At 74.5% G+C, this 19,028-nt stretch carries 20 protein-coding genes; 10 read left to right on the forward strand and 10 right to left on the reverse strand.

The window, feature by feature from the left end; genetic code table 11:
• Nucleotides 1–62 precede the first annotated feature (62 nt).
• The 3 genes from EV376_RS00560 (at nt 63) to EV376_RS00570 (ending at nt 3,669) form a co-directional block, all read left to right on the forward strand.
• A complete protein-coding gene (locus EV376_RS00560; RefSeq protein WP_486482846.1) occupies nt 63–236 on the forward strand; it encodes a DUF6104 family protein in 174 nt (57 codons plus the stop codon).
• A gap of 90 nt (nt 237–326) precedes the next feature.
• The gene (gene pta, locus EV376_RS00565) at nt 327–2,402 is read left to right on the forward strand and encodes a phosphate acetyltransferase (RefSeq protein WP_130320210.1); all 2,076 of its coding nucleotides are present in this window, start codon (nt 327–329) and stop codon (nt 2,400–2,402) included.
• Nucleotides 2,403–2,553: 151 nt separating this feature from the next.
• Nucleotides 2,554–3,669, forward strand: coding sequence for an acetate kinase (locus EV376_RS00570; protein WP_130320211.1), 1,116 nt, complete (start codon nt 2,554–2,556; stop codon nt 3,667–3,669).
• Between the two features lie 155 nt (nt 3,670–3,824).
• On the opposite strand, the gene EV376_RS30015 is transcribed toward EV376_RS00570, so the two are convergent.
• Nucleotides 3,825–3,992, reverse strand: coding sequence for a hypothetical protein (locus tag EV376_RS30015; RefSeq protein WP_165437929.1), 168 nt, complete (start codon nt 3,990–3,992; stop codon nt 3,825–3,827).
• Between the two features lie 158 nt (nt 3,993–4,150).
• Between EV376_RS30015 and EV376_RS00575 the strand changes: the two genes are divergently transcribed.
• On the forward strand, nt 4,151–5,056 hold the full coding sequence (locus EV376_RS00575; RefSeq protein ID WP_130320212.1) for an alpha/beta hydrolase family protein: 906 nt from the start codon (nt 4,151–4,153) through the stop codon (nt 5,054–5,056).
• 138 nt (nt 5,057–5,194) lie between these two features.
• The gene (locus EV376_RS00580; RefSeq protein ID WP_130320213.1) at nt 5,195–6,163 is read left to right on the forward strand and encodes an alpha/beta hydrolase; all 969 of its coding nucleotides are present in this window, start codon (nt 5,195–5,197) and stop codon (nt 6,161–6,163) included.
• An 85-nt stretch (nt 6,164–6,248) separates the two neighbouring features.
• Here EV376_RS00580 and EV376_RS00585 read toward each other — a convergent pair whose 3' ends face one another.
• The 3 genes from EV376_RS00585 to EV376_RS00595 all read right to left on the reverse strand — a co-directional run bounded on the left by EV376_RS00585 (nt 6,249) and on the right by EV376_RS00595 (nt 8,956).
• On the reverse strand, nt 6,249–7,211 hold the full coding sequence (locus EV376_RS00585; protein WP_130320214.1) for a zinc-binding dehydrogenase: 963 nt from the start codon (nt 7,209–7,211) through the stop codon (nt 6,249–6,251).
• A gap of 76 nt (nt 7,212–7,287) precedes the next feature.
• On the reverse strand, nt 7,288–8,463 hold the full coding sequence (locus EV376_RS00590; protein WP_130320215.1) for an NAD(P)-dependent malic enzyme: 1,176 nt from the start codon (nt 8,461–8,463) through the stop codon (nt 7,288–7,290).
• A gap of 142 nt (nt 8,464–8,605) precedes the next feature.
• Nucleotides 8,606–8,956 carry a S24/S26 family peptidase gene (locus EV376_RS00595; protein WP_130320216.1) on the reverse strand — a complete coding sequence of 117 codons (351 nt, stop codon included), beginning with the start codon at nt 8,954–8,956 and terminating at the stop codon, nt 8,606–8,608.
• Between the two features lie 77 nt (nt 8,957–9,033).
• On the opposite strand from EV376_RS00595, the gene sodN reads away from it, so the two are divergent.
• Nucleotides 9,034–9,438: a superoxide dismutase, Ni gene (sodN, locus tag EV376_RS00600; RefSeq protein ID WP_130320217.1), complete on the forward strand. Its 405-nt coding sequence runs from the start codon at nt 9,034–9,036 to the stop codon at nt 9,436–9,438.
• A 196-nt stretch (nt 9,439–9,634) separates the two neighbouring features.
• On the forward strand, nt 9,635–10,042 hold the full coding sequence (locus tag EV376_RS00605) for an ATP-binding protein (RefSeq protein WP_130320218.1): 408 nt from the start codon (nt 9,635–9,637) through the stop codon (nt 10,040–10,042).
• A gap of 13 nt (nt 10,043–10,055) precedes the next feature.
• On the opposite strand, the gene EV376_RS00610 is transcribed toward EV376_RS00605, so the two are convergent.
• Complete coding sequence (locus tag EV376_RS00610; RefSeq protein ID WP_130320219.1) at nt 10,056–10,445, reverse strand: hypothetical protein; 390 nt, start codon at nt 10,443–10,445, stop codon at nt 10,056–10,058.
• Between the two features lie 43 nt (nt 10,446–10,488).
• Here EV376_RS00610 and EV376_RS00615 point away from each other — a divergent pair, with 43 nt between their 5' ends.
• Both EV376_RS00615 and EV376_RS00620 read left to right on the forward strand, forming a co-directional pair.
• Nucleotides 10,489–11,439: a diacylglycerol kinase family protein gene (locus tag EV376_RS00615; RefSeq protein ID WP_130320220.1), complete on the forward strand. Its 951-nt coding sequence runs from the start codon at nt 10,489–10,491 to the stop codon at nt 11,437–11,439.
• Nucleotides 11,440–11,883: 444 nt separating this feature from the next.
• Complete coding sequence (locus EV376_RS00620; protein ID WP_025616811.1) at nt 11,884–12,141, forward strand: WhiB family transcriptional regulator; 258 nt, start codon at nt 11,884–11,886, stop codon at nt 12,139–12,141.
• Nucleotides 12,142–12,240: 99 nt separating this feature from the next.
• Here EV376_RS00620 and EV376_RS00625 read toward each other — a convergent pair whose 3' ends face one another.
• The 4 genes from EV376_RS00625 to EV376_RS00640 all read right to left on the reverse strand — a co-directional run bounded on the left by EV376_RS00625 (nt 12,241) and on the right by EV376_RS00640 (nt 15,689).
• Nucleotides 12,241–13,017, reverse strand: a complete 777-nt coding sequence (locus EV376_RS00625) for a CbiX/SirB N-terminal domain-containing protein (protein WP_130320221.1) — start codon at nt 13,015–13,017, stop codon at nt 12,241–12,243.
• Complete coding sequence (locus tag EV376_RS00630; protein WP_130320222.1) at nt 12,999–13,760, reverse strand: phosphoadenylyl-sulfate reductase; 762 nt, start codon at nt 13,758–13,760, stop codon at nt 12,999–13,001. The genes EV376_RS00625 and EV376_RS00630 overlap by 19 nt, the downstream gene beginning before the upstream one ends.
• Nucleotides 13,757–13,915 carry an IS1 family transposase gene (locus EV376_RS00635; protein ID WP_130320223.1) on the reverse strand — a complete coding sequence of 53 codons (159 nt, stop codon included), beginning with the start codon at nt 13,913–13,915 and terminating at the stop codon, nt 13,757–13,759. Before EV376_RS00635 ends, EV376_RS00630 begins: the two co-directional genes overlap by 4 nt.
• Before the next feature lie 67 nt (nt 13,916–13,982).
• The gene (locus EV376_RS00640; RefSeq protein WP_130320224.1) at nt 13,983–15,689 is read right to left on the reverse strand and encodes a nitrite/sulfite reductase; all 1,707 of its coding nucleotides are present in this window, start codon (nt 15,687–15,689) and stop codon (nt 13,983–13,985) included.
• Between the two features lie 343 nt (nt 15,690–16,032).
• Here EV376_RS00640 and EV376_RS00645 point away from each other — a divergent pair, with 343 nt between their 5' ends.
• Nucleotides 16,033–17,478 carry a glycosyltransferase family 39 protein gene (locus EV376_RS00645; protein WP_486482480.1) on the forward strand — a complete coding sequence of 482 codons (1,446 nt, stop codon included), beginning with the start codon at nt 16,033–16,035 and terminating at the stop codon, nt 17,476–17,478.
• 21 nt (nt 17,479–17,499) lie between these two features.
• On the opposite strand, the gene EV376_RS00650 is transcribed toward EV376_RS00645, so the two are convergent.
• On the reverse strand, nt 17,500–19,023 hold the full coding sequence (locus EV376_RS00650; protein WP_130320226.1) for a PAS domain-containing sensor histidine kinase: 1,524 nt from the start codon (nt 19,021–19,023) through the stop codon (nt 17,500–17,502).
• Between the last annotated feature and the right edge of the window lie 5 nt (nt 19,024–19,028).

Raw genomic sequence — 19,028 nt, forward strand, 5'->3', positions numbered from 1 at the left:
CGAGAGTCGGGGCAGGGACCGCCGTGGTCCCTGCCCCGTTCGCGCAGAACGAGGAACTGGACATGTACTTCACCGACCGTGGCATCGAGGAACTGGTCGAGCGCCGGGGCGACGAGCAGGTCAGCATCGAGTGGCTGGCCGAGCGCCTGCGCGACTTCGTCGACCTGAACCCGGAGTTCGAGACGCCGATCGAACGCCTGGCAACCTTCCTGGCCCGCCTCGACGACGACGACTAACCCCCACACCCCCGCCCACCCGGCCCCCGCCCGTCCGCGGGACGGGGACGGGGTGGGGGGCCCGGGCGGGGAGCACGATGCTCTTCTAGGGTGGATCTCGTGGCACGGAGTGTGTACCTGACCAGTGTGGGGTCCGGCGGGGGCAAGTCCACCGTCGCGCTGGGGCTGGCCGAGTTGCTGTCCCGGCAGGTCGGGCGGATCGGGGTGTTCCGCCCGCTGGTCCGGGGAACCGCGCCGGACCCGATCCTCGCCCTGCTCAGCGAGCGCTACCGGGTCGAGCTGCCGCTCGAGGACCTGGCCGGGACGACGTACGGCCGGGCCACCGAGATGGTCGCCGACGGGCGGCGGGAGCAGCTCGTCTCCAGCATCGTCGAGCGGTACCGCGAGGTCGAACGGCGCTGTGCCCCGGTGGTCGTGGTGGGCAGCGACTTCGCCGACGGCGGCGACGGCGCCGGTCCCCGGGAACTGGCCTTCAACGCCCGGTTGGCCACCGAGTTCGGCAGCGTCGTGGTCCCGGTCGTCGACGGGTACGGGCAGGAGCCGGCCGCCATCGCCGCGGCGGCCCGCGGGGCGTACCACGATCTGGAGGACCTCGGGGCGACGGTGCTGGCGGTGGTCGCGAACCGGGTGCCCGGACCGCTGACGCTGCCCGACCTGCCGGTGCCCGCGTACGCCATCCCGGAGGTGCCGACCGTGTCGGCGCCGACGGTGGCCGAGGTGGCGGCGGCGCTCGGCGCCACCCTGCTCAGCGGGGACGACGTCGCGCTCAGCCGCGACGTGCTGGACTACGTCGTCGGTGCGGCCCACGTGCCGACACTGCTCGACCACCTCACCGAGGGCGCCCTGGTGATCATGCCGGGCGACCGGGACGACCTCCTGGTCGCCACGAGCGCCGCGCACGTGGCGGGCCAGGTCTCCCTGGCCGGGCTGGTGCTCACGCTCGGCGTGCAGCCGGACCCACGCGCGATGCGGCTGGTCGAGCGGCTGAAGCCGGGCCTGGCGGTGCTCTCCGTGGCGAGCGACAGCTACCACACGGTCGCCGCGTCCAGCCGGATCGAGGGCCGGCCCAGCGCCGGCAACCCCCGCAAGGTCGAGGCCGCGATCGGCGTGTTCGAACGCTGCGTGGACACCGACGACCTGGCCCGCCGGCTGCGGGTCAGCCGCTCGGAACGGGTCACCCCGCTGATGTTCGAGAACGACCTGCTCGACCGGGCTCGCGCGCGGCGCCGGCACGTGGTGCTGCCCGAGGGCGCCGAGGAGCGCATCCTCCGGGCGGCCGAGATCCTGCTGCGCCGGGGCGTGGCGGACCTGACCCTGCTCGGCCGGCCGGACGACGTCGCGCGGCGCACCCGGGAACTCGGCGTCGACATCTCGGGCGCGCAGGTGGTCGACCCGGTCACCAGCGGGTGGCGGGACGAGTTCGCCGCCGGGTACGCGAAGCTGCGCGCCCACCGGGGCGTCACGCTGGACCTGGCCCACGACATCGTGGCCCAGCCGAACTACTTCGGCACGATGATGGTGCGGACCGGGTACGCCGACGGGATGGTCTCCGGGGCCACCCACACCACCGCCGCGACCATCCGGCCCGCCTTCGAGATCATCCGGACCGTGCCCGGGGTCTCGGTCGCCTCCAGCGTCTTCTTCATGCTGCTCGCCGACCGGGTGCTCGTGTACGGCGACTGCGCGGTCAACCCCGACCCGGACGCCGCCCAACTGGCCGACATCGCGATCTCGTCGGCCGACACCGCCGCCCGGTTCGGCATCGAGCCGAGGGTGGCGATGTTGTCGTACTCCACCGGCAGCTCCGGGGCCGGCGCGGACGTGGAGAAGGTCGCGGCGGCCACCCTGCTGGTCCGCGAGCGGCGGCCGGACCTGCAGGTCGAGGGCCCGATCCAGTACGACGCGGCGATCGACCCGGCGGTGGCGGCGACGAAACTGCCCGACAGCGCGGTGGCCGGACGGGCGACGGTCTTCATCTTCCCGGACCTGAACACGGGCAACAACACGTACAAGGCGGTGCAGCGCTCGGCCGGGGCGGTGGCGGTCGGGCCGGTCATGCAGGGCCTGCGCCGGCCGGTGAACGACCTGTCCCGGGGCGCCACCGTGCCGGACATCGTCAACACGGTGGCGATCACCGCGATCCAGGCCGGGGAGGCCGACTCATGAGCGAGCGTCAGCGAACGGATCAGCGACGCGGCGCCCTGGTGCCTCGTGCCGGGACAGCCCACGGTCCGGAACCGGGCCGGGACCGCACGGGCGTTCCGGGACCCGCCGAGCCGGCCGGGGCCCGGACCGTTCGGCGGAGCGGAGTGCCGGCATGAGCCGGGTGCTGGTGCTCAACTGCGGATCGTCGTCGGTGAAGTGGCGGCTGTACGACGGCGACGGGGTCGTCGACAAGGGCACCGTCGAACGCGTCGGGGAACCCGACGGCGGCCCGGCCGACCACGAGAGCGCCGTCCGGCAGATCCTCGACCGGCTCGACCTGGCCGGGCTCGCCGCGGTGGGGCACCGGGTGGTGCACGGCGGGAAGCGCTTCGGGGCACCGGTCGTGATCGACGACGAGGTGCTCGCCGCCATCCGCGACCTGGTGCCGCTCGCCCCGCTGCACAACCCCGCCAACCTGGTCGGCATCGAGGTCGCCCGCGCGGCCCTGCCCGACGTGCCGCAGGTCGCCGTCTTCGACACCGCCTTCCACACCACGCTGTCCGAGGCGGCCGCGACCTACGCCATCGACCGGGAGATCGCCGAGCGGTACGGCATCCGGCGGTACGGCTTCCACGGCACCTCCCACGCGTACGTCTCGCGGCGCACCGCGGAGCTGCTCGGCCGTCCGTACGACGAGATCAACACCATCACGCTGCACCTGGGCAACGGCGCGAGCGCGACCGCCGTCGCCGGCGGGCGGAGCGTGGCCACCTCGATGGGCATGTCACCGCTGGAGGGCCTGGTGATGGGCACCCGCAGCGGCGACCTGGACCCGACGGTGATCTTCCATCTGCGGCGGGAGGCCGGGATGGGCGTCGACGAGATCGACGACCTGCTCAACCATCGCAGTGGCCTGCTCGGGCTGACCGGCGCCAACGACATGCGCGAGGTGCTGGCCCGCCGGGCGGACGGCGACCCGGCCGCCGCGCTCGCCTTCGACGTGTACTGCCGCCGGATCACCGCCTACGTCGGCGCGTACTACGCGCTGCTCGGCCGGGTCGACGCGGTGACCTTCACGGCGGGCGTCGGCGAGCACGCCGCGCCGGTCCGGGAGGCGGCACTGGCCGGGTTGGAGCGGTTGGGCATCGCCGTCGACCCGCGGCGCAACGCCGGCACCGGCGACCGTGTGGTCTCCCCGGACGGCGCCGAGGTGGCGGTCTGCGTGGTGGCCACCGACGAGGAGCGGGAGATCGCCCGGGCGGCTCGGGAGGTGGCCGGCGCGCGCTGAGGCTCGTGCCGGGCACGGCGGACCGCCGGGCCCCGGCCGGGAGCGGGCGGCACAGCCGGGAGCGGCTCGGCCCGGGAATGCGCGGCTCGGCCGGGAGAGCGTGGCCCGGCCGGGAGCCGCTCTGGCCCGGAGAGCGTGGCCCGGCCGGGAGCGGCTCAGCCGAGGGCCAGCCAGGCGACCAGGACGGCCAGCACCAGCACGACCGCGGCGGCGCCGACGAGCAGGGGCATCCGGTTGGCGGCCGGCGCGGCGGGCTCGGGCGTGTTCGCGAAGGCGCGGAACGCCTCGGTGTTGCCGCTCGGGTCGGAGTAGTTCTCAGACATGCCGCCGACCATAGCGAAGGACGTCGACACGCGGGGTCCCCGGCCGGCGTGGCTGCCGCGGGTCGAGCCGGCCGGTCGAGGTCATCCGTCCGGGTGGCGCGTACTCCCGGACCGGTCGGTCAGGCCGCCCGGGCGACCCGGACACCTACCGTGGATCCGTGGGGGTGCGGCTGGTCGCCGCCGTGTTGACGGCGTTGCTGGCGGGCTGCGCGCCGGCCACCGCCGCCACCGGGGGGCCGCCGCCGGCACGCCGGGCGCCCGTGGGCGCGTACGCCGTCGGCGTGCGTACGCTCACCATCGACCCCGGCTCGGCGCGGCCCCTGCCGGTGACCCTCTGGTACCCGGCCGACGACGGCGCGATGGCCGACGGGCGGTTCCCGGTCGTCCTCTACAGCCACGGGCTGCACAGCCTGCCGGCGTTGCACGCCGAGCTGACCAGTCGCTGGGCGGCCGCCGGCTTCGTGGTGGCCGCACCCGCCTACCCGCACACCCGCCGCGGCGCGCGGCGGTTCGACCGCGCCGACGTACGGCACCAGCCGGCCGACGGCTGGCGGGTGATCCGCCACCTGGCGCGCCTCGACAGCCGGCGCGGCGACCCGCTCGCCGGGCACCTGGACCTGGCCCGGGTCGCTGCGGCGGGCCACTCCGCGGGCGGCTTCACGACGGCCGGCATGTTCACGATGGCCGGCCGGTCCGCGCCGGGTGGACGGGCGGTGCGGCTGCGCGCCGGCATCGTCATCGCCGGCGGCGGCATGGCGGGCGGCTTCGCCGGGCCGCCCGCCCCGGTGCTCTTCGTGCACGGCACGTCGGACCGCGTCGTGCCGCTGGCGGTCGGCCGGGCCGCGTACGGCCGCGCCTCCGGACCGGCGGCCTTTCTGAGCCTGCTCAACCAGGGCCACGGCGCGTACCTGGTGCCCGGGCGGCCCGGTTTCGACCAGGTCCTCGCCGCCACCACGGAGTTCCTCCGCTGGACCCTCTACGGCGACCCGGACGCCCGCCGCCGCCTCCCCGCCGCCGCCCGCTCCCCCGGCGGGACGACCTTCGAGCAACGCCCCACCCCCTGAGCCCGAGGACCCCGACGGATGATGGTCAGCCGGAAACCTGCCGGCGTGTCGCCCGGCTGAGCGTCATCCGTACCCCGCGAGCGCGCCGGTCGCCGAGACGCGCCGGGCCCGCGCATCCGGCAGGGCACAATCGAAGCCATGTCGCGTCACCTCACCCCCGCTCTGCTCGCCGGCGCCCTGGTCGCGGCCGGCCTCGCCGGCTGTTCCACCGACACCGGCCGGCAGACCGCCGTCCCGACCGCCCCGCCCACCGCGTCCGGGGCACCCAGCGGCGCACCGGCGGCGCTCACCGGCAGCGCCCCGGCGGAGAGCTTCGCGGTGGGCGTACGCCAGCTGGACCTGACCCGCGACGCCCGGAAGCTGCCGGTGACCGTCTGGTACCCGGCGGCCGGCGAGGCGGGCGGGCAGCCGCGACGCGGCCTGCCGGCGGCGTCCGGGCGCTTCCCGGTCATCGTGTTCAGCCACGGCCTGGGCGGGCGGCCGGCCGACTACGCGTCGCTGCTGACCCGCTGGGTGGCGGCCGGGTTCGTGGTGGCCGCGCCGACGTTCCCACACACCGCGCGGGGCGGTGACGGCAACGTGCTCGACGTGCTCAACCAGCCCGCCGACGTGTCGTACGCCCTCACCCAGGTGCTCGCCCTCGACCAGCGGGCCGACGACCCGCTGCACGGCCGGCTCGCCACCGACCGGGTCGCGGCGGCCGGCCACTCGGCCGGCGGGGTGACCACGATCGGGTTGTTCACGACCGGCCGGGACGAGCGGCTCGACGCGGGCGTCGTCTTCGCCGGCACCGCCCTGGGCGTGGGCACGGCGTTCGCCGGCGCCGCCGCGCCGCAGCTGTTCGTGCACGGCGAGGCGGACGAGGTCGTCGAGTACGCCGCCGGCAAGGCCGCGTACGACAAGGTGCCGTGGCCGAAGGCGATGCTCAGCCTGCCGAAGGGCGACCACGGGCGCGGCCTGCTCAGCGACGGCGTGTCGCTGCGGGTGGTCTCCGACACCACGATCGAGTTCCTGCGCTGGACGCTCTACGGTGACGAGGCCGCCAAGCGACGCATCCCCGCCGGCGCCGCCCGCGGCGACGTCGCCGTCCTGGACAACCACCTGTAGCGTCCGCGCGGCGCCGGTACCCGGGCGGCGCACTCTCCCGGAGGGCGCGAAACTCCGTCCGGGAAAGTGCGCGGCTGCCCGGGGCTCAGCGCGTGTGGTCGACGACCACCTTGCCGAAGACGTCGCCGGAGTGCAGGCGGGCGAACGCGTCCTCGACCTTCGAGAACGGCACCACGCTGTCCACCACCGGGCGCACGCCCCGCTCGGCGCAGAACGCCAGCAGGGCGGCCAGCTCCTCCGGGGTGCCCATCGAGGTGCCCAGGATCTCCAGCTGCATGGCGAAGACCCGGCGCAGGTTGACCTTCGGTTCGTGCCCGGCGGTGGCGCCGGACACCACGATCCGGGCCATCGGCGCCGCGGACTTCAGGGAGTGGTCGAAGGTTGCCGCGCCGACGGTCTCGATGACCACGTCGACCCGCTCCGGCAGCCGGGCGCCCGGCTCGACGGCGGTCGCGCCGAGCGCCGCAATGCGCTCCCGCTTGGCCGCGTCGCGGCTGGTCGCGTACACCCGCTTGCCCAGCGCGGCGGCGAGCGCGACGGCCGCGGTGGCCACACCGCCGCCGGCGCCCTGCACCAGCACGGCATCGGCCTCGTCCACCCGGCCCTTGGTGGTGAGCATCCGCCACGCGGTCAGCCAGGCCGTGGGCAGGCAGGCCGCGTCCGCCGGCGTCAGGCCCGCCGGCAGGGGCAGCAGGTTCGCCCGGGGTACGGCGACCCGCTCGGCGAGCGTGCCCGGAAAGTGCTCGGAGAGGATCGAGATGCCCCGCGGGTCGCCCGGGGTGGGGATCACCGGGTAGACGACCACGTCGTTGCCGTCCGGGTCGACGCCGGCCGCGTCGCAGCCCAGGATCATCGGCAGCTGCTCCTGGCGCAGCCCGACGCCGCGCAGGGACCACAGGTCGTGGTGGTTGAGCGAGCTGGCGGTGACCTGGAGGGTCACCCAGCCGTCGTCCGGGTGCGCGGGCTCGGGCCGCTCGCCGACGGTGAGCGCGGTGAGCGGGTTGGCGTCGTCGAAGCGGGAGACGAAGGCGGCACGCATGATCGGCACCGTAACAAGGTGGGCGGGCGTTAAGAAGGGCCCCTTCCTGTGCGAAACCCAATAGGAAGGGGCCCTGCCCTGCGGCTCAGCGGGTGACGCCGTCCCGGCGGGCGGCCTCGGCGACCGCCTCGGCCACGGCGGGGGCGACCCGCGGGTCGAGCGGCGACGGGACGATCGCCTCGGGGGTCAGCGCCTCGGCCACCACCCCGGCGATCGCGTCGGCGGCGGCGACCTTCATGCCGTCGGTGATCCGGGTCGCCCGGGCGTCCAGCGCCCCGCGGAACACACCGGGGAAGGCGAGCACGTTGTTGATCTGGTTGGGGTAGTCGCTGCGGCCGGTGGCGACCACCGCCACGTGCCGGGCGGCCACCTCCGGGTGCACCTCCGGGGTGGGGTTGGCCAGGGCGAAGACGATCCCGCCGGACGCCATGCCGGCCACCGCCTCCTCCGGGATCAGCCCACCGGAGACGCCGATCAGCACGTCGGCGCCACGCAACGCCTCGGCGATGTCGCCCTGCCGGCCGTCGGCGTTGGTCAGCTCCGCCAGCTCGGCCTTCGTGCCGGTGAGCCCGTCGCGGTGCCGCCCGATGATGCCCCGGGAGTCGCAGACCACCACCTGCTCCGGGTTGACCCCGCCGGCGACGAGCATCTTCGTCACCGCCACCCCGGCGGCGCCCGCCCCGCTGACCCCCACCCGCAGGTCGCCGAGCTTGCGGTTGAGCAGCGTCGCCGCGTTGCGCAGCGCGGCGAGCACGACGATGGCGGTGCCGTGCTGGTCGTCGTGGAAGACCGGGATGTCCAGCGCCTCGTCGAGGCGCTGCTCGACCTCGAAGCAGCGCGGCGCGCTGATGTCCTCCAGGTTGATGCCGCCGAACGACGGCGCGAGGGCCCGCACCACCGCCACGATCTCGTCCACGTCCTGCGTGTCCAGGCAGACCGGTACCGCGTCCACCCCGCCGAACTGCTTGAACAGCACGGCCTTCCCCTCCATCACCGGCAGCGCGGCGCGCGCGCCGATGTTGCCCAGACCGAGTACGGCCGAGCCGTCGGTGACGACCGCGACGGTGTGGCCGGTCCAGGTGTAGTCGTCGGCGAGGCGCTCGTCGGCGGCGATCGCCTCGCACACCCGGGCCACGCCCGGGGTGTACGCGAGCGAGAGGTCCTCCCGGCTGGTCAGCGGGACCGTCGAGGCGACGGCCATCTTGCCGCCGCGGTGCAGCCGGAAGACGGGATCAGCAGGGTCCACGGTGGACGGTGACATTGGTGACTCCAGGATCTGTCGATGCAGACGGACCGGCCGGTCGGGGCGCAGGTGAGGCGACGAGCGGCGGTGCGAGGTGCGGGGGGTCACCCGGACACCTGCCGAGCATAGTGTCGAGCGCGCGCATCGGATGTGAGTAGGGTCATACTCGACGGCGACTGAAGAGCCGGGGGCGCGGCCAGTAGCGGGCCACCACCCGCCCGCGCACGTCCGCCACCCCGTATGCCCGGGAGTCGTCGGCGACCAGCGGGTTGTCCCCGGCCAGCCACCAGCCACCGTCGGCGGGGCACACCGCGCGCTTGACCACCAGCAGGTCCGGCCGGCTGCGGAAGACCCCGATCACCACGTCACCGGCCCGGACGCGGCGGTCCCCACGCCGCACCAGCAGCGCGTCGCCGTGCCGCAGCGTCGGCGACATGGAGGGGCCGGTGACGAGCACGGCGGACAGCGGCCACCGCGGCCGGGATTCCGCTCCCGGCGGCTGCCCGCGCATCCGATACACCTCCACCGGGTACCCGTTCCAGGAGTAATGTCGGCTTGGATCATCGCAAACTTCCCAGGAGGATCCTGATGCGACTTCCGCGCATCCTCACGCCCCGCGTGACCGCCAGCGCCCACTGCGACCTGCCGTGCGGCGTCTACGACCCGGCGCAGGCCCGCATCGAGGCCGAGTCGGTGAAAATGATCTGTGAGAAGTACCAGGCGAACACCGACCCGGAGTTCCGCACCCGCGCCATCCTGATCAAGGAGCAGCGGGCCGACCTGGTGAAGCACCACCTGTGGGTGCTCTGGACCGACTACTTCAAGCCGGCCCACTTCGAGAAGTACCCGCACCTGCACCAGCTCTTCAACGAGGCCACCAAGCTGGCCGGCGCGGCCGGCGCCAAGGGCGCGACCGACCCGTCCAAGGCCGACGAGCTGCTCCAGAAGATCGACGAGATCGCCAAGATCTTCTGGGAGACCAAGCAGGCGTGACGCCGGACACTCCGGCGACCACGGTGCGGCCGGCACGTCCTGGGTACGTGCCGGCCGCCGGCTTCCCCGTCGCGACCGACGCGCGGCCGGTGACCAGGTGGGCCGGACACCGGCCGCCCGGTGATCCGGCCGCCACGGTCGCCCCCGCCGGGCCGTTGGCGGCACCGGGTAGAGTCCCCGACCGGGGGGATGACGCGTGACTCCAACGACCGGCCAGCCGGCGACCGACGACGACGTGGTGCACCTGACCGTGCCCGCGGACGGCGGCTACCTCGGCGTGCTGCGTACGGCCACCGCCGGGCTCGCGGCGCGGTTGCAGTTCGCCCTCGACGAGATCGAGGATCTGCGCATCGCGGTCGACGAGGCGTGCGCCATGCTGCTCGCGGTCGCCACCCGGGACGCCGAGCTGGACTGCCGGTTCGCCGTCACCGACGACGCACTCACCGTCGAGGTGACGGTGCCGACCGTCCGGGGTGCCAAGCTGCCGGCCGAGTCGTCCTTCGCCTGGAAAGTGCTGACCGCGCTGACCACGTCGGCGTCGGCGAGCGCCGCGGGCGAGCGCGCGACCATCTCACTGCTGACCCGCCGCGCGTCCACCTACTGACGCCGGGGCCCGGTCACTCGAAGCCGAGCGCCCGGGTGGTCGGGTTGCTCAGCAGCAGCGCGGTGACCCCGAGGCCGAGCGCCATCAACGGCACGCCGAGCCAGCCCAGCCCTCCCTGGATCATGTACCAGCCGATCGGCAGCAGCATGAGCTGAAGCACGATCGCCGGTGCCCGCGCGCCGGCCCGCCGCCGGGTGAGCCCACCGGCCAGTGCCCAGAGCGCCGCCGCCGCGCCCGCCGCGAACGCCGTCACCAGCAGGGCCGACACCAGGTCGACGGTGGGCGCCGTGAGATCGGCCCAGAGCAGCCAGGCGGCGACCAGGCCGAGGGCGACCGCCTCGCCGCGCAGCAGCAGGACGGCCGTCCGGAGCGGAGCGGGGATCGGGTCGGAGGCGATGGTCACGGGCGCCACGATACCCGTGGCACGGCGCGGTACAGTGCCGCCCATGCGGGCCGTCCTGGTGGTCAACCCCAAGGCCACCACCACCAGCGAGCGCAGCCGGGACGTCCTGGTCCGGGCGTTGCGCAGTGAAGTCGATCTCTCGGTGCGGTACACGCGGCGCCGGGGTCACGCCACGGCGCTGGCCCGGGAGGCGGCCGAGGAGGGCGTGGACGTCGTCGTCACGCTCGGCGGCGACGGCACCGTCAACGAGGTGGTCAACGGCCTGATGTCGGCGCGGCCACCGGCGGTGCCGACCGGTCGGCCGACGGCCGACCGGCTGCCCGCCCTGGCGACCGTGCCGGGCGGCTCGACGAACGTCTTCGCGCGCGCCCTCGGCCTGCCCCGGGAGTGGCCGGAGGGCACCAGCATGATCCTGGAAGGGCTGCGGCTGGGCCGGCATCGCACGATCGGCCTGGGCCGGGCGGACGAGCGCTACTTCACCTTCTGCGCCGGCTTCGGGATCGACGCCGCGGTCATCCACCGGGTGGAGCAGGCCCGCCGCCGGGGCCGGGTCTCGACGCCCGGGCTCTACTTCCGGTCGACGGTCGCCCAGTACTTTCTCGGCTCCGACCGGCGCCATCCCGCCATCGTGCTGGAGCGGCCGGGCGAACCGGCCGAGGAGCAGTTGGCCACTGTGATCATCCAGAACACCGCACCCTGGACGTACCTCGGCGACCGCGAGATCAACCCGAACCCGGAGGCGTCGTTCGACCTGGGCCTGGACGTGCTCGCACTGCGGCAACTCCGGGTCGCCAGCACGGCACGGACGGTCACCCAGTTCTTCTCCCGGCAGCCGGATCCGCACGGCAAGCAGGTGCTGCGACTGCACGACGTGGCCGAGTTCACCCTGGTGGCCCGCAACCCGCAGGCCTTCCAGCTCGACGGTGAGTACCTGGGCGAGCGGGAGAAAGTCAGATTTACCTCCGTGCCTGCGGCACTGAGAGTAATCTGCTAGATCTCGGGTACTCCCGTTGGTTGACGCCGACCCGCCGCAACCGGAAACGGCGGGCGCCACACCGAGGGTGAGAGCCGGAAATGTCAGCAATGTCACGCGGACCGTACTATATTGAAGCTCGACTGTGGTACTCCGGGTAACCGGATCACCGGCAAATCTGGACAAATGGGTTGTGGGCTTGCTCACCGCTCGGAGTTTTTCCGAGCGTCACCCTTGACATCGCGACTGTTCGTGAAAGTATTCACAAGCGAACTTGAGTTACCGGGACATTGCCTGGGCACGCTCAGCAGGTTGAGTTGTCCAAGCAGGTCCACGGAACCAACAGCCTGCTCACGCACTGCCGGGTCGCCGTACGCGAACCGTCACGGCCGGCACTGCGGACGCATATAGGAAAAGCACCACTGCAACATCTGCCACCCATCCAGAATGAGGAGTGTTGCCGCCATGGACTGGCGTCACCATGCTGTCTGCCGCGACGAGGACCCGGAGCTGTTCTTCCCGATCGGGACGTCCGGTCCGGCCCTCCTGCAGGTGGAGCAGGCCAAGGCTGTCTGCCGGCGCTGCCCGGTGACCGACCAGTGCCTGCAGTGGGCCCTCGAGTCCGGTCAGGACGCTGGCGTCTGGGGCGGGATGAGCGAGGAGGAGCGGCGCGCCGTCAAGCGTCGCGGCGGCCTCCGGGTGCTGCGCGCTCACACCGCCTGACCACCAACCGAAATAGCACACGCCCCGGTCGGCTCAGCCGCCGGGGCGTTCTGCTGCCCGGAGCCGGTGCGAACCGGGGCATGTCAGGAAGGGGTCCCGCTACCACCGGGGGCGTTGCGAAGGGTCCCCTCCGTGCACCGCGTCCACCCGGCGGAGGACCAGGTCGGCCAGTTCGGGTGCGTCGGTCAGCGGAGCGGCCACCGCCACGGCGCCGGCGTCCCGGGCCGACGCCGCCACCGCGTCGTGGAACAGGCCCGGCGCCAGGAAGTACGCGGCCACCGCCACCCGCCGCGTGCCCTGGGCCCGCAGGCGGGCCACCGCCGCGCCGGCGCCCGGCGGGGCGGCCGAGGCGTACGAGACGCGGGTCCGGGTGTCCAGGGCCGTCGCCAGGGCGGCCGCGACGCGCCCCACCGAGGCCCGGGCGGCCGGGTCCCGGGTGCCCGCCGCGGCGAGCACCAGCCCGTCGTACCCGTCGGGCTCCGCCTCGACGAGCCGCCGCCGCAGGCCGGCCAGCAGGGCCTGGTCGACCGGTCCCGGGGCCGGGCCGAGCACGTCGGTCACCAGCACCGCCAGCTCCGGCGCCGAGGCGCGCGCCGCCGCCACGGCCTCCGGGATGTCCACCCGCCGGTGGTACGCGGCGGTCAGCAGCAGCGGCACCAGGACCACCCGGGAGTGGCCGGCGGCGGCCAGTTCCCGCAGCACCTCGGTGGGCCCGGGACGGGTGTGGTCCAGCCAGCTGGGCAGCACCCGCAGGCCGGGCCGGGCGGCGGAGACCGCCCGGGCCAGTGCCCGGGTGGCCTCGGCGGCGCGCGGGTCCCGGCTGCCGTGGGCGACCAGGACGACCGGGTCCGGCCCGGTCAGACGTGCAGCCCGCACTCGGTCTTCTCGAACATCGCCCAGCGACCGGCGCGCGGGTCCTCCCCCGCCTTCGTACGGCGGGTGCAGGGCCAGCAGCCGATCGAGCCGTAGCCGCGGCTGAACAGCTCGTTGACCGGCACGTTCCACCGCGAGACGTACCCGTCCACGTCCGCCTGCGTCCACGCCGCGATCGGGTTGACCTTGACCTTGCCGCGACGCGCGTCGAAGGTCACCACCGGCGTGTTCGCCCGGGTCGGGGACTCGTCCCGGCGCAGCCCGGCGGCCCACGCGTCGTACCCGGCGAGCGCCCGCTCCAACGGCTCCACCTTGCGCAGCTGGCAGCAGTCGTCCGGGGAGCGGTTGAACAGGCGGGGGCCGTACTCGCCGTCCTGCTGGCCGACGGTCAGCCGGGGCCGGATCGACCGGACGTTCACCGGCAGCGTCCGGGCCACCTCGTCGCGCACCTTGAGCGTCTCCGGGAAGTGCAGCCCGGTGTCCAGGAAGACCACGTCCACACCGGGCGCGACCCGGGAGAGCAGGTGGGCCAGCACCGCGTCGGCCATGGAGCTGGTGACGCAGAACCGGTCCCCGAAGGTCTCCGCGGCCCATCGCGCGATCTCCAGGGCCGGAGCGCCCGCCAGCTCCCGGCCGGCCGTCTCGGCCAGCGCACGCAGCTCCCGCGGATCCCGCCGCCCCGGCTCGGCCCGCTCCGGCCCGCCGACGCCGACGAGCCCCAGGCCGGCGGCGGACTCCAGACTCATCGGGCCACCGCCGTCGAGAGCAGGCCGGTGAACTTCACGGTGAAGACCCGGGCGCAGGCGTGGCACTCCCAGGCGCCGTGGCCGGCCTCGCTCGGCCGCAGGTCCTCCTCCCCGCAGTACGGGCAGTACAGCGGCACGGACCGGGAGTCACTCATCGCGCCACCTCGCTCCGGTAGGTGCCGCGACGAGGCTCCACCGCACTGCGCCGGCTGATTCGCTCGCTCATCTGAGTTCCTCCTCGTCGACCCTGATCACCCAGTCGGCGAACGTCTCGCCCTCGTTCCGGCCGACCAGGTACCGCCGGGCCAGCCGTTCCACGTACTCCGGAAGCTCCGCCGCGGTGGTCTTGAGACCGCGCAGCTTGCGGCCGAACCCGGCGGTCTGTCCCTGCGCCATGCCGAGGCCGCCACCGAGGTGCACCTGGAAGCCCTCCACCTGGCGGCCGTCCGGGCCGACCACCAGTTGGCCCTTCAGGCCGATGTCGGCGACCTGCGTGCGGGCACAGGCGTTCGGGCAGCCGTTGAGGTGGATCGAGATGTCGGCGTCGAAGTCGCGCAGCCGCTCCTCCAGCCGGGCCACCAGTTCCTCGCCGCGCGCCTTGGTCTCGACGATGGCCAGCTTGCAGTACTCGATGCCGGTGCAGGCCATGGTGCCGCGCCGCCAGGCCGACGGGCGCGCCTCCAGACCGATCCCGCGCAGCGCCTCGACCAGGGATCCGGTCCGCTCCGGCGGCACGTCGAGCACCAGCAGCTTCTGGTACGGGGTCAGCCGTACCCGGCCGCTGCCGTGCGCCTCGGCGACGTCGGCGAGCCGGGCCAGTTGGCTGCCGGAGACGCGGCCGACCACCGGGGCGGCACCGACGTAGCTACGCCCGTCGCGCTGCTCGTGCACGCCGATGTGGTCGATCGGCTTCGCCGGCAGCTCGGCCGACGGCCCGTCCAGCAGGGCGCCGCCCAGGTACTCCTTCTCCAGCACCTCCCGGAACTTCGCCACCCCCCAGTCGGCGACCAGGAACTTCAGCCGTGCCCGGTTGCGCAGCCGCCGGTAGCCGTAGTCCCGGAAGATGCCGACCACGCCCGCCCACACGTCCGGCACCTCGGGCAGCGGCACCCAGACGCCGAGCCGCTTGGCGAGCATCGGATTGGTGGAGAGGCCGCCGCCGACCCAGACGTCGAAGCCGGGGCCGTGCTCGGGGTGCTCGACACCGAGGAACGCGACGTCGTTCGCCTCGTACGGGGTGTCGACCAGCCAGGAGATCGAGGTCTTGAACTTGCGCGGCAGGTTGGAGAACTGCTTGTCCCCCACGTACCGCGCGACGATCTCGTCGAGCGCGGGGGTCGGGTCGAGCACCTCGTCGCGGGCCACGCCGGCGACCGGGCTGCCCAGCACGACACGCGGGCAGTCGCCGCACGCCTCGGTGGTCTGCAGGCCGACCGACTCCAGCCGCCGCCAGATCTCCGGCACGTCCTCGATGCGGACCCAGTGGTACTGGATGTTCTGCCGGTCGGTGATGTCGGCGGTGTCCCGCGCGAACTCCCGGGAGATGTCGGCGACCACCCGCAGCTGGGCCAGGGTCAGCTCGCCACCGTCGACCCGTACCCGGAGCATGAAGAACTCGTCCTCCAGCTCGTGCGGCTCGAGCACGGCGGTGCGCCCGCCGTCGATCCCGGCCCGGCGCTGGGTGTAGAGACCCCACCAGCGGAACCGGCCGCGCAGATCCTGCGGGTCGATCGAGGCGAAGCCCCGGTGGGCGTAGATGTTCTCGATCCGCGCCCGGACGTTGAGCGGGTCGTCGTCCTTCTTGATCCGTTCGTTGGCGTTGAGCGGCTCGCGATGACCGAGCGCCCACTGGCCCTCCCCGCGTGGCCGGCGGGGAGCCCGGACCGGTCGGGGGTCCTCCGGCCGGTCCGGAATGCTGCTGACCGCCATCGCGGCGTCCTCCGTTGTCTCGTGTGGCTCGGGGATGCGCGGGCGCAGCGGCCTACCCGTGTGGAACGGGCTGGGGACAACGGTGTCGGAACAGCCGGCGCGCAGCGCCCGAGACGGAATGGGTCGGGCGTCGTCAGTGGGCCGGACAGATCGCGCTGCGCACGCGGCCGTAATCGACGTGGCGCCGGGCCACGAAGCGGCGGTCGACAGCGGCGGTCATGACGTCATGCTGCCACAGCGTCACAGGACCGGCCAACGTGTCCGTGCGGCATCCCACATCACGGGCCGGCGGTCGTCGGTAACCGGCCACGCCGGGCGCCGGTGCCGTGCGAGGCTCGGCGACGTGGGCGGAATGTCCGTGACGCGGCGCCTGCCGGTGGGGCTGCCGCCGGCGTTGCTGGCGCTCGCGGTCACGCTCACCGGTCTGGACCGGGCGCAGCTCTGGCGGGACGAGCTGGCGACCTGGAGCGCCGCCACCCGCTCCACCGGCGACCTGCTCCGGCTGGCCGGCACCATCGACGCCGCGACCGGGCCGTACTACCTGCTCATGCACGGCTGGCTGGCCGTGGCGGGCGACTCGGCGGTGGCGCTGCGGCTGCCGGCCGCGCTCGCGATGACCGGAGCCGCCGCCCTGACCGCCGTGCTCGGTGAGCGGCTGGCCGGCCGGTCCGCCGGGCTGCTGGCCGGCCTGCTCTTCGCGGTGCTCCCCGGCACCTCCCGGTACGGGCAGGAGGCCCGCCCCTACGCGCTGGCCACCGCCCTGGCCGTGCTGGCCACGCTGCTGCTCGTCACCGCCCTGCACCCGCCGCCGGGCACCCGCCCGGCGCGTCGCGTAGCGCGCTGGGCCGGGTACGCCGTGGCGGTGGCCGCGCTCGGCCTGACCCACCTGGTCGCGCTCACGCTGCTGGCGGCGCACGGAGTGGCCGTTCTCGCCGCCGCCCGGCGCGGCTGGCGGACCGCCGCGTCCTGGCTGCTCGCGCTCGTGCCGGCGGCGCTGCTGGTCGGGCCGCTGCTGGTGGTCGCCCGGGGGCAGCGTGCCCGCCAGCTCGACTGGGTGGACGCCGCGCGCCCCGCCGACCTGGCCGGCCTGGCCGGCGGGGTGGCCCAGAGCGGGGTGGTCGGGGGTCTGCTGGTCGGGCTGGCGGCGCTCGGCGCCGCCCGGCTGGGCCGGCGGGCGCTGCTGCCCGGGGCGGCGGTGCTGCTGCCGGTGCTGCTGGTCTTCGCCGCCGGCGTGCTGATGCCCCTCTGGGTGCCGCGCTACCTGGTCTTCGTGGTGCCGTTCGGGTGTCTGCTGGCCGGCGCGGCGCTGGCCGGCGTGCCGCTGCTCCCGGCGGTGGGCGTGGTGGCGCTGGCCGGCGCGCTCGGCCTGCCGGATCAGGCGACGCTGCGCCGTACCCACGAGTGGCCCCGCTCCGCGACGGTCGACTACGCGGGGGCCGCCCGCGTGGTGGCCGCCGGCCAGCGGCCGGGCGACGCGGTAGTCTACGCACCGCGCGAGAGCTGGCTCTTCCTCGACCTGGGCCTGGAGTACCACCTCGGTGACCGCCGCCCGCGGGACGTGCTGGTCACCGCCGACCAGGCCCGCCGGGGCGACCTGTGGGCGGCCGAGTGCGCGCGCCCGGCCGAGTGTCTGGCCGGCGCCGGCCGGGTCTGGCTCGTGGTCGCCGGCCGGCGCGCCGATCCGCTCGCCGCCCTGCCCGGCGCGAAGGGGGCCGCGCTGCGCGCCGGCTGGACCACCGAGGGGATCTGGCACCCCGCCGGCCTGACCGTCGCCCTACTGAGCCGCTGACCCCCGGCCCCACCCCGCACCTCACGGCCGGACGAGCGGCACCACCAGCGTCGCCTCGGTGCCACCGCTGGCGCTCGCCCGCAGCTCGATGGTGCCGCGCAGCTCACCGGTGACCAGCGCGCGGACGATCTGCAGGCCGAGGTTCCCGCCGCTCTCGGCGTCGAACTCCGCGGGCAGCCCGCTGCCGTTGTCGGCCACCGAGACGTGCAGCATCTTGCGGAACCGGTGCGCCGAGACCACCACCTCCGGGGCGGGGCCGGACCCGTCGCCCGCGGGGGCTTCGCCGCCCGACGGGAAGCCGTGCTCCACGGCGTTCAGCAGGAGTTCGTTGAGGACCATCACCAGCGACGTGGCGACCTCGGCGGGGAGCACGCCGAAGCTGCCCTGCCGGCGCATCCGGACCGTCGACTCGGTGGCGGCCACCTCGGTCGCCGCGCTGGCCACCCGGTCGACGATCCCGTCGAACTCGACCACCTCGTCGCTGGACATGGAGAGCGTCTCGTGCACCAGCGCGATGGAGGCGACGCGGCGTACCGAATCCTCCAGCGCGAGCCGGGCCTCGGGTATGCCCACCCGGCGGGCCTGGAGCCGCAGCAGGGCCGCGACGGTCTGGAGGTTGTTCTTCACCCGGTGGTGGATCTCCCGGATGGTGGCGTCCTTGGTCATCAGGGCGCGGTCCCGGCGGCGTACCTCGGTGACGTCGCGGACCAGCACCAGCGCGCCGATGGGCACCCCGGCGGGCATCAGCGGCAGCGCCCGGGTGAGCATCGTCGCCCCGCGGGCCTCGATCTCGCGGCGCGGCGGAGCCTCGCCGCGCAGGGCGGCGAGGACCCCGGTGGCGGCGTCGGTGCCGTCCAGCGGATCCGCGGCGAGGCGGCGGTGCAGGGCCGCGAGATCCTCGCCCACCAGGTGCGCGGCGTAGCCGAGCCGGCGGTACGCCGACTGCGCGTTCGGGCTCGCGTACGTCACCTTGCCGCTCGCGTCCAGCCGGACCAGCCCGTCGCCGACCCGGGGGGCCGACGTCGTCTCCCCCTGGTGCCGGGCCGGCGGGAAGGTGCCGTCGGCGACCATCTGCGCCAGGTCGTCCGCGGTGGTCAGGTAGTTCAGCTCCAGCTGGCTGGGCGTACGGGCGGTCGACAGGTTCGTGTCCCGCCCGACCACCGCGATCACCTCGCCGTGCTCGCCGTCGGCGGTGCGCAGCCGCACCGGGATCGCCTCGTGCCGCGCGGGCACGTCCCCGTACCAGACCGGGTCGCCCTCCCGCCAGATCCGGCCCTGCCGGTACGCGACCTCCAGGTGGGCCACCTCCGGCCCGCCGACGATCCGCCCCACCTGGTCGTCCTGGTACGCGGTCGGCGCCGTCGTCGGCCGCACCTGGGCCACGCAGAGGAACGTCCCGTCCCCGTCCACCGGAACCCAGAGCAGCAGGTCGGCGAAGGAGAGGTCGGAGAGCAGCTGCCAGTCGCCCGCGATCCGGTGCAGGTGGTCGATGTCGGCCGGGCGGAGCTGGGTGTGCTCCTCGGCGAGGTCGCGCAGCGTGGACACGGTGA

The sequence above is a fragment of the Micromonospora sp. CNZ295 genome (assembly GCF_004217535.1).

Coding starts and splice junctions, on each gene's coding strand:
- EV376_RS00570 (WP_130320211.1), top strand. CDS start 2,554: ATGAGCCGGGTGCTGGTGCTCAACTGCGGATCGTCGTCGGTGAAGTGG.
- EV376_RS00640 (WP_130320224.1), bottom strand. CDS start 15,689: ATGGCGGTCAGCAGCATTCCGGACCGGCCGGAGGACCCCCGACCGGTC.
- EV376_RS00590 (WP_130320215.1), bottom strand. CDS start 8,463: ATGTCACCGTCCACCGTGGACCCTGCTGATCCCGTCTTCCGGCTGCAC.
- EV376_RS00560 (WP_486482846.1), top strand. CDS start 63: ATGTACTTCACCGACCGTGGCATCGAGGAACTGGTCGAGCGCCGGGGC.
- EV376_RS00595 (WP_130320216.1), bottom strand. CDS start 8,956: ATGCGCGGGCAGCCGCCGGGAGCGGAATCCCGGCCGCGGTGGCCGCTG.
- EV376_RS00615 (WP_130320220.1), top strand. CDS start 10,489: ATGCGGGCCGTCCTGGTGGTCAACCCCAAGGCCACCACCACCAGCGAG.
- EV376_RS00580 (WP_130320213.1), top strand. CDS start 5,195: ATGTCGCGTCACCTCACCCCCGCTCTGCTCGCCGGCGCCCTGGTCGCG.
- EV376_RS00630 (WP_130320222.1), bottom strand. CDS start 13,760: ATGAGTCTGGAGTCCGCCGCCGGCCTGGGGCTCGTCGGCGTCGGCGGG.
- sodN (WP_130320217.1), top strand. CDS start 9,034: ATGCGACTTCCGCGCATCCTCACGCCCCGCGTGACCGCCAGCGCCCAC.
- EV376_RS30015 (WP_165437929.1), bottom strand. CDS start 3,992: ATGTCTGAGAACTACTCCGACCCGAGCGGCAACACCGAGGCGTTCCGC.
- EV376_RS00635 (WP_130320223.1), bottom strand. CDS start 13,915: ATGAGTGACTCCCGGTCCGTGCCGCTGTACTGCCCGTACTGCGGGGAG.
- EV376_RS00620 (WP_025616811.1), top strand. CDS start 11,884: ATGGACTGGCGTCACCATGCTGTCTGCCGCGACGAGGACCCGGAGCTG.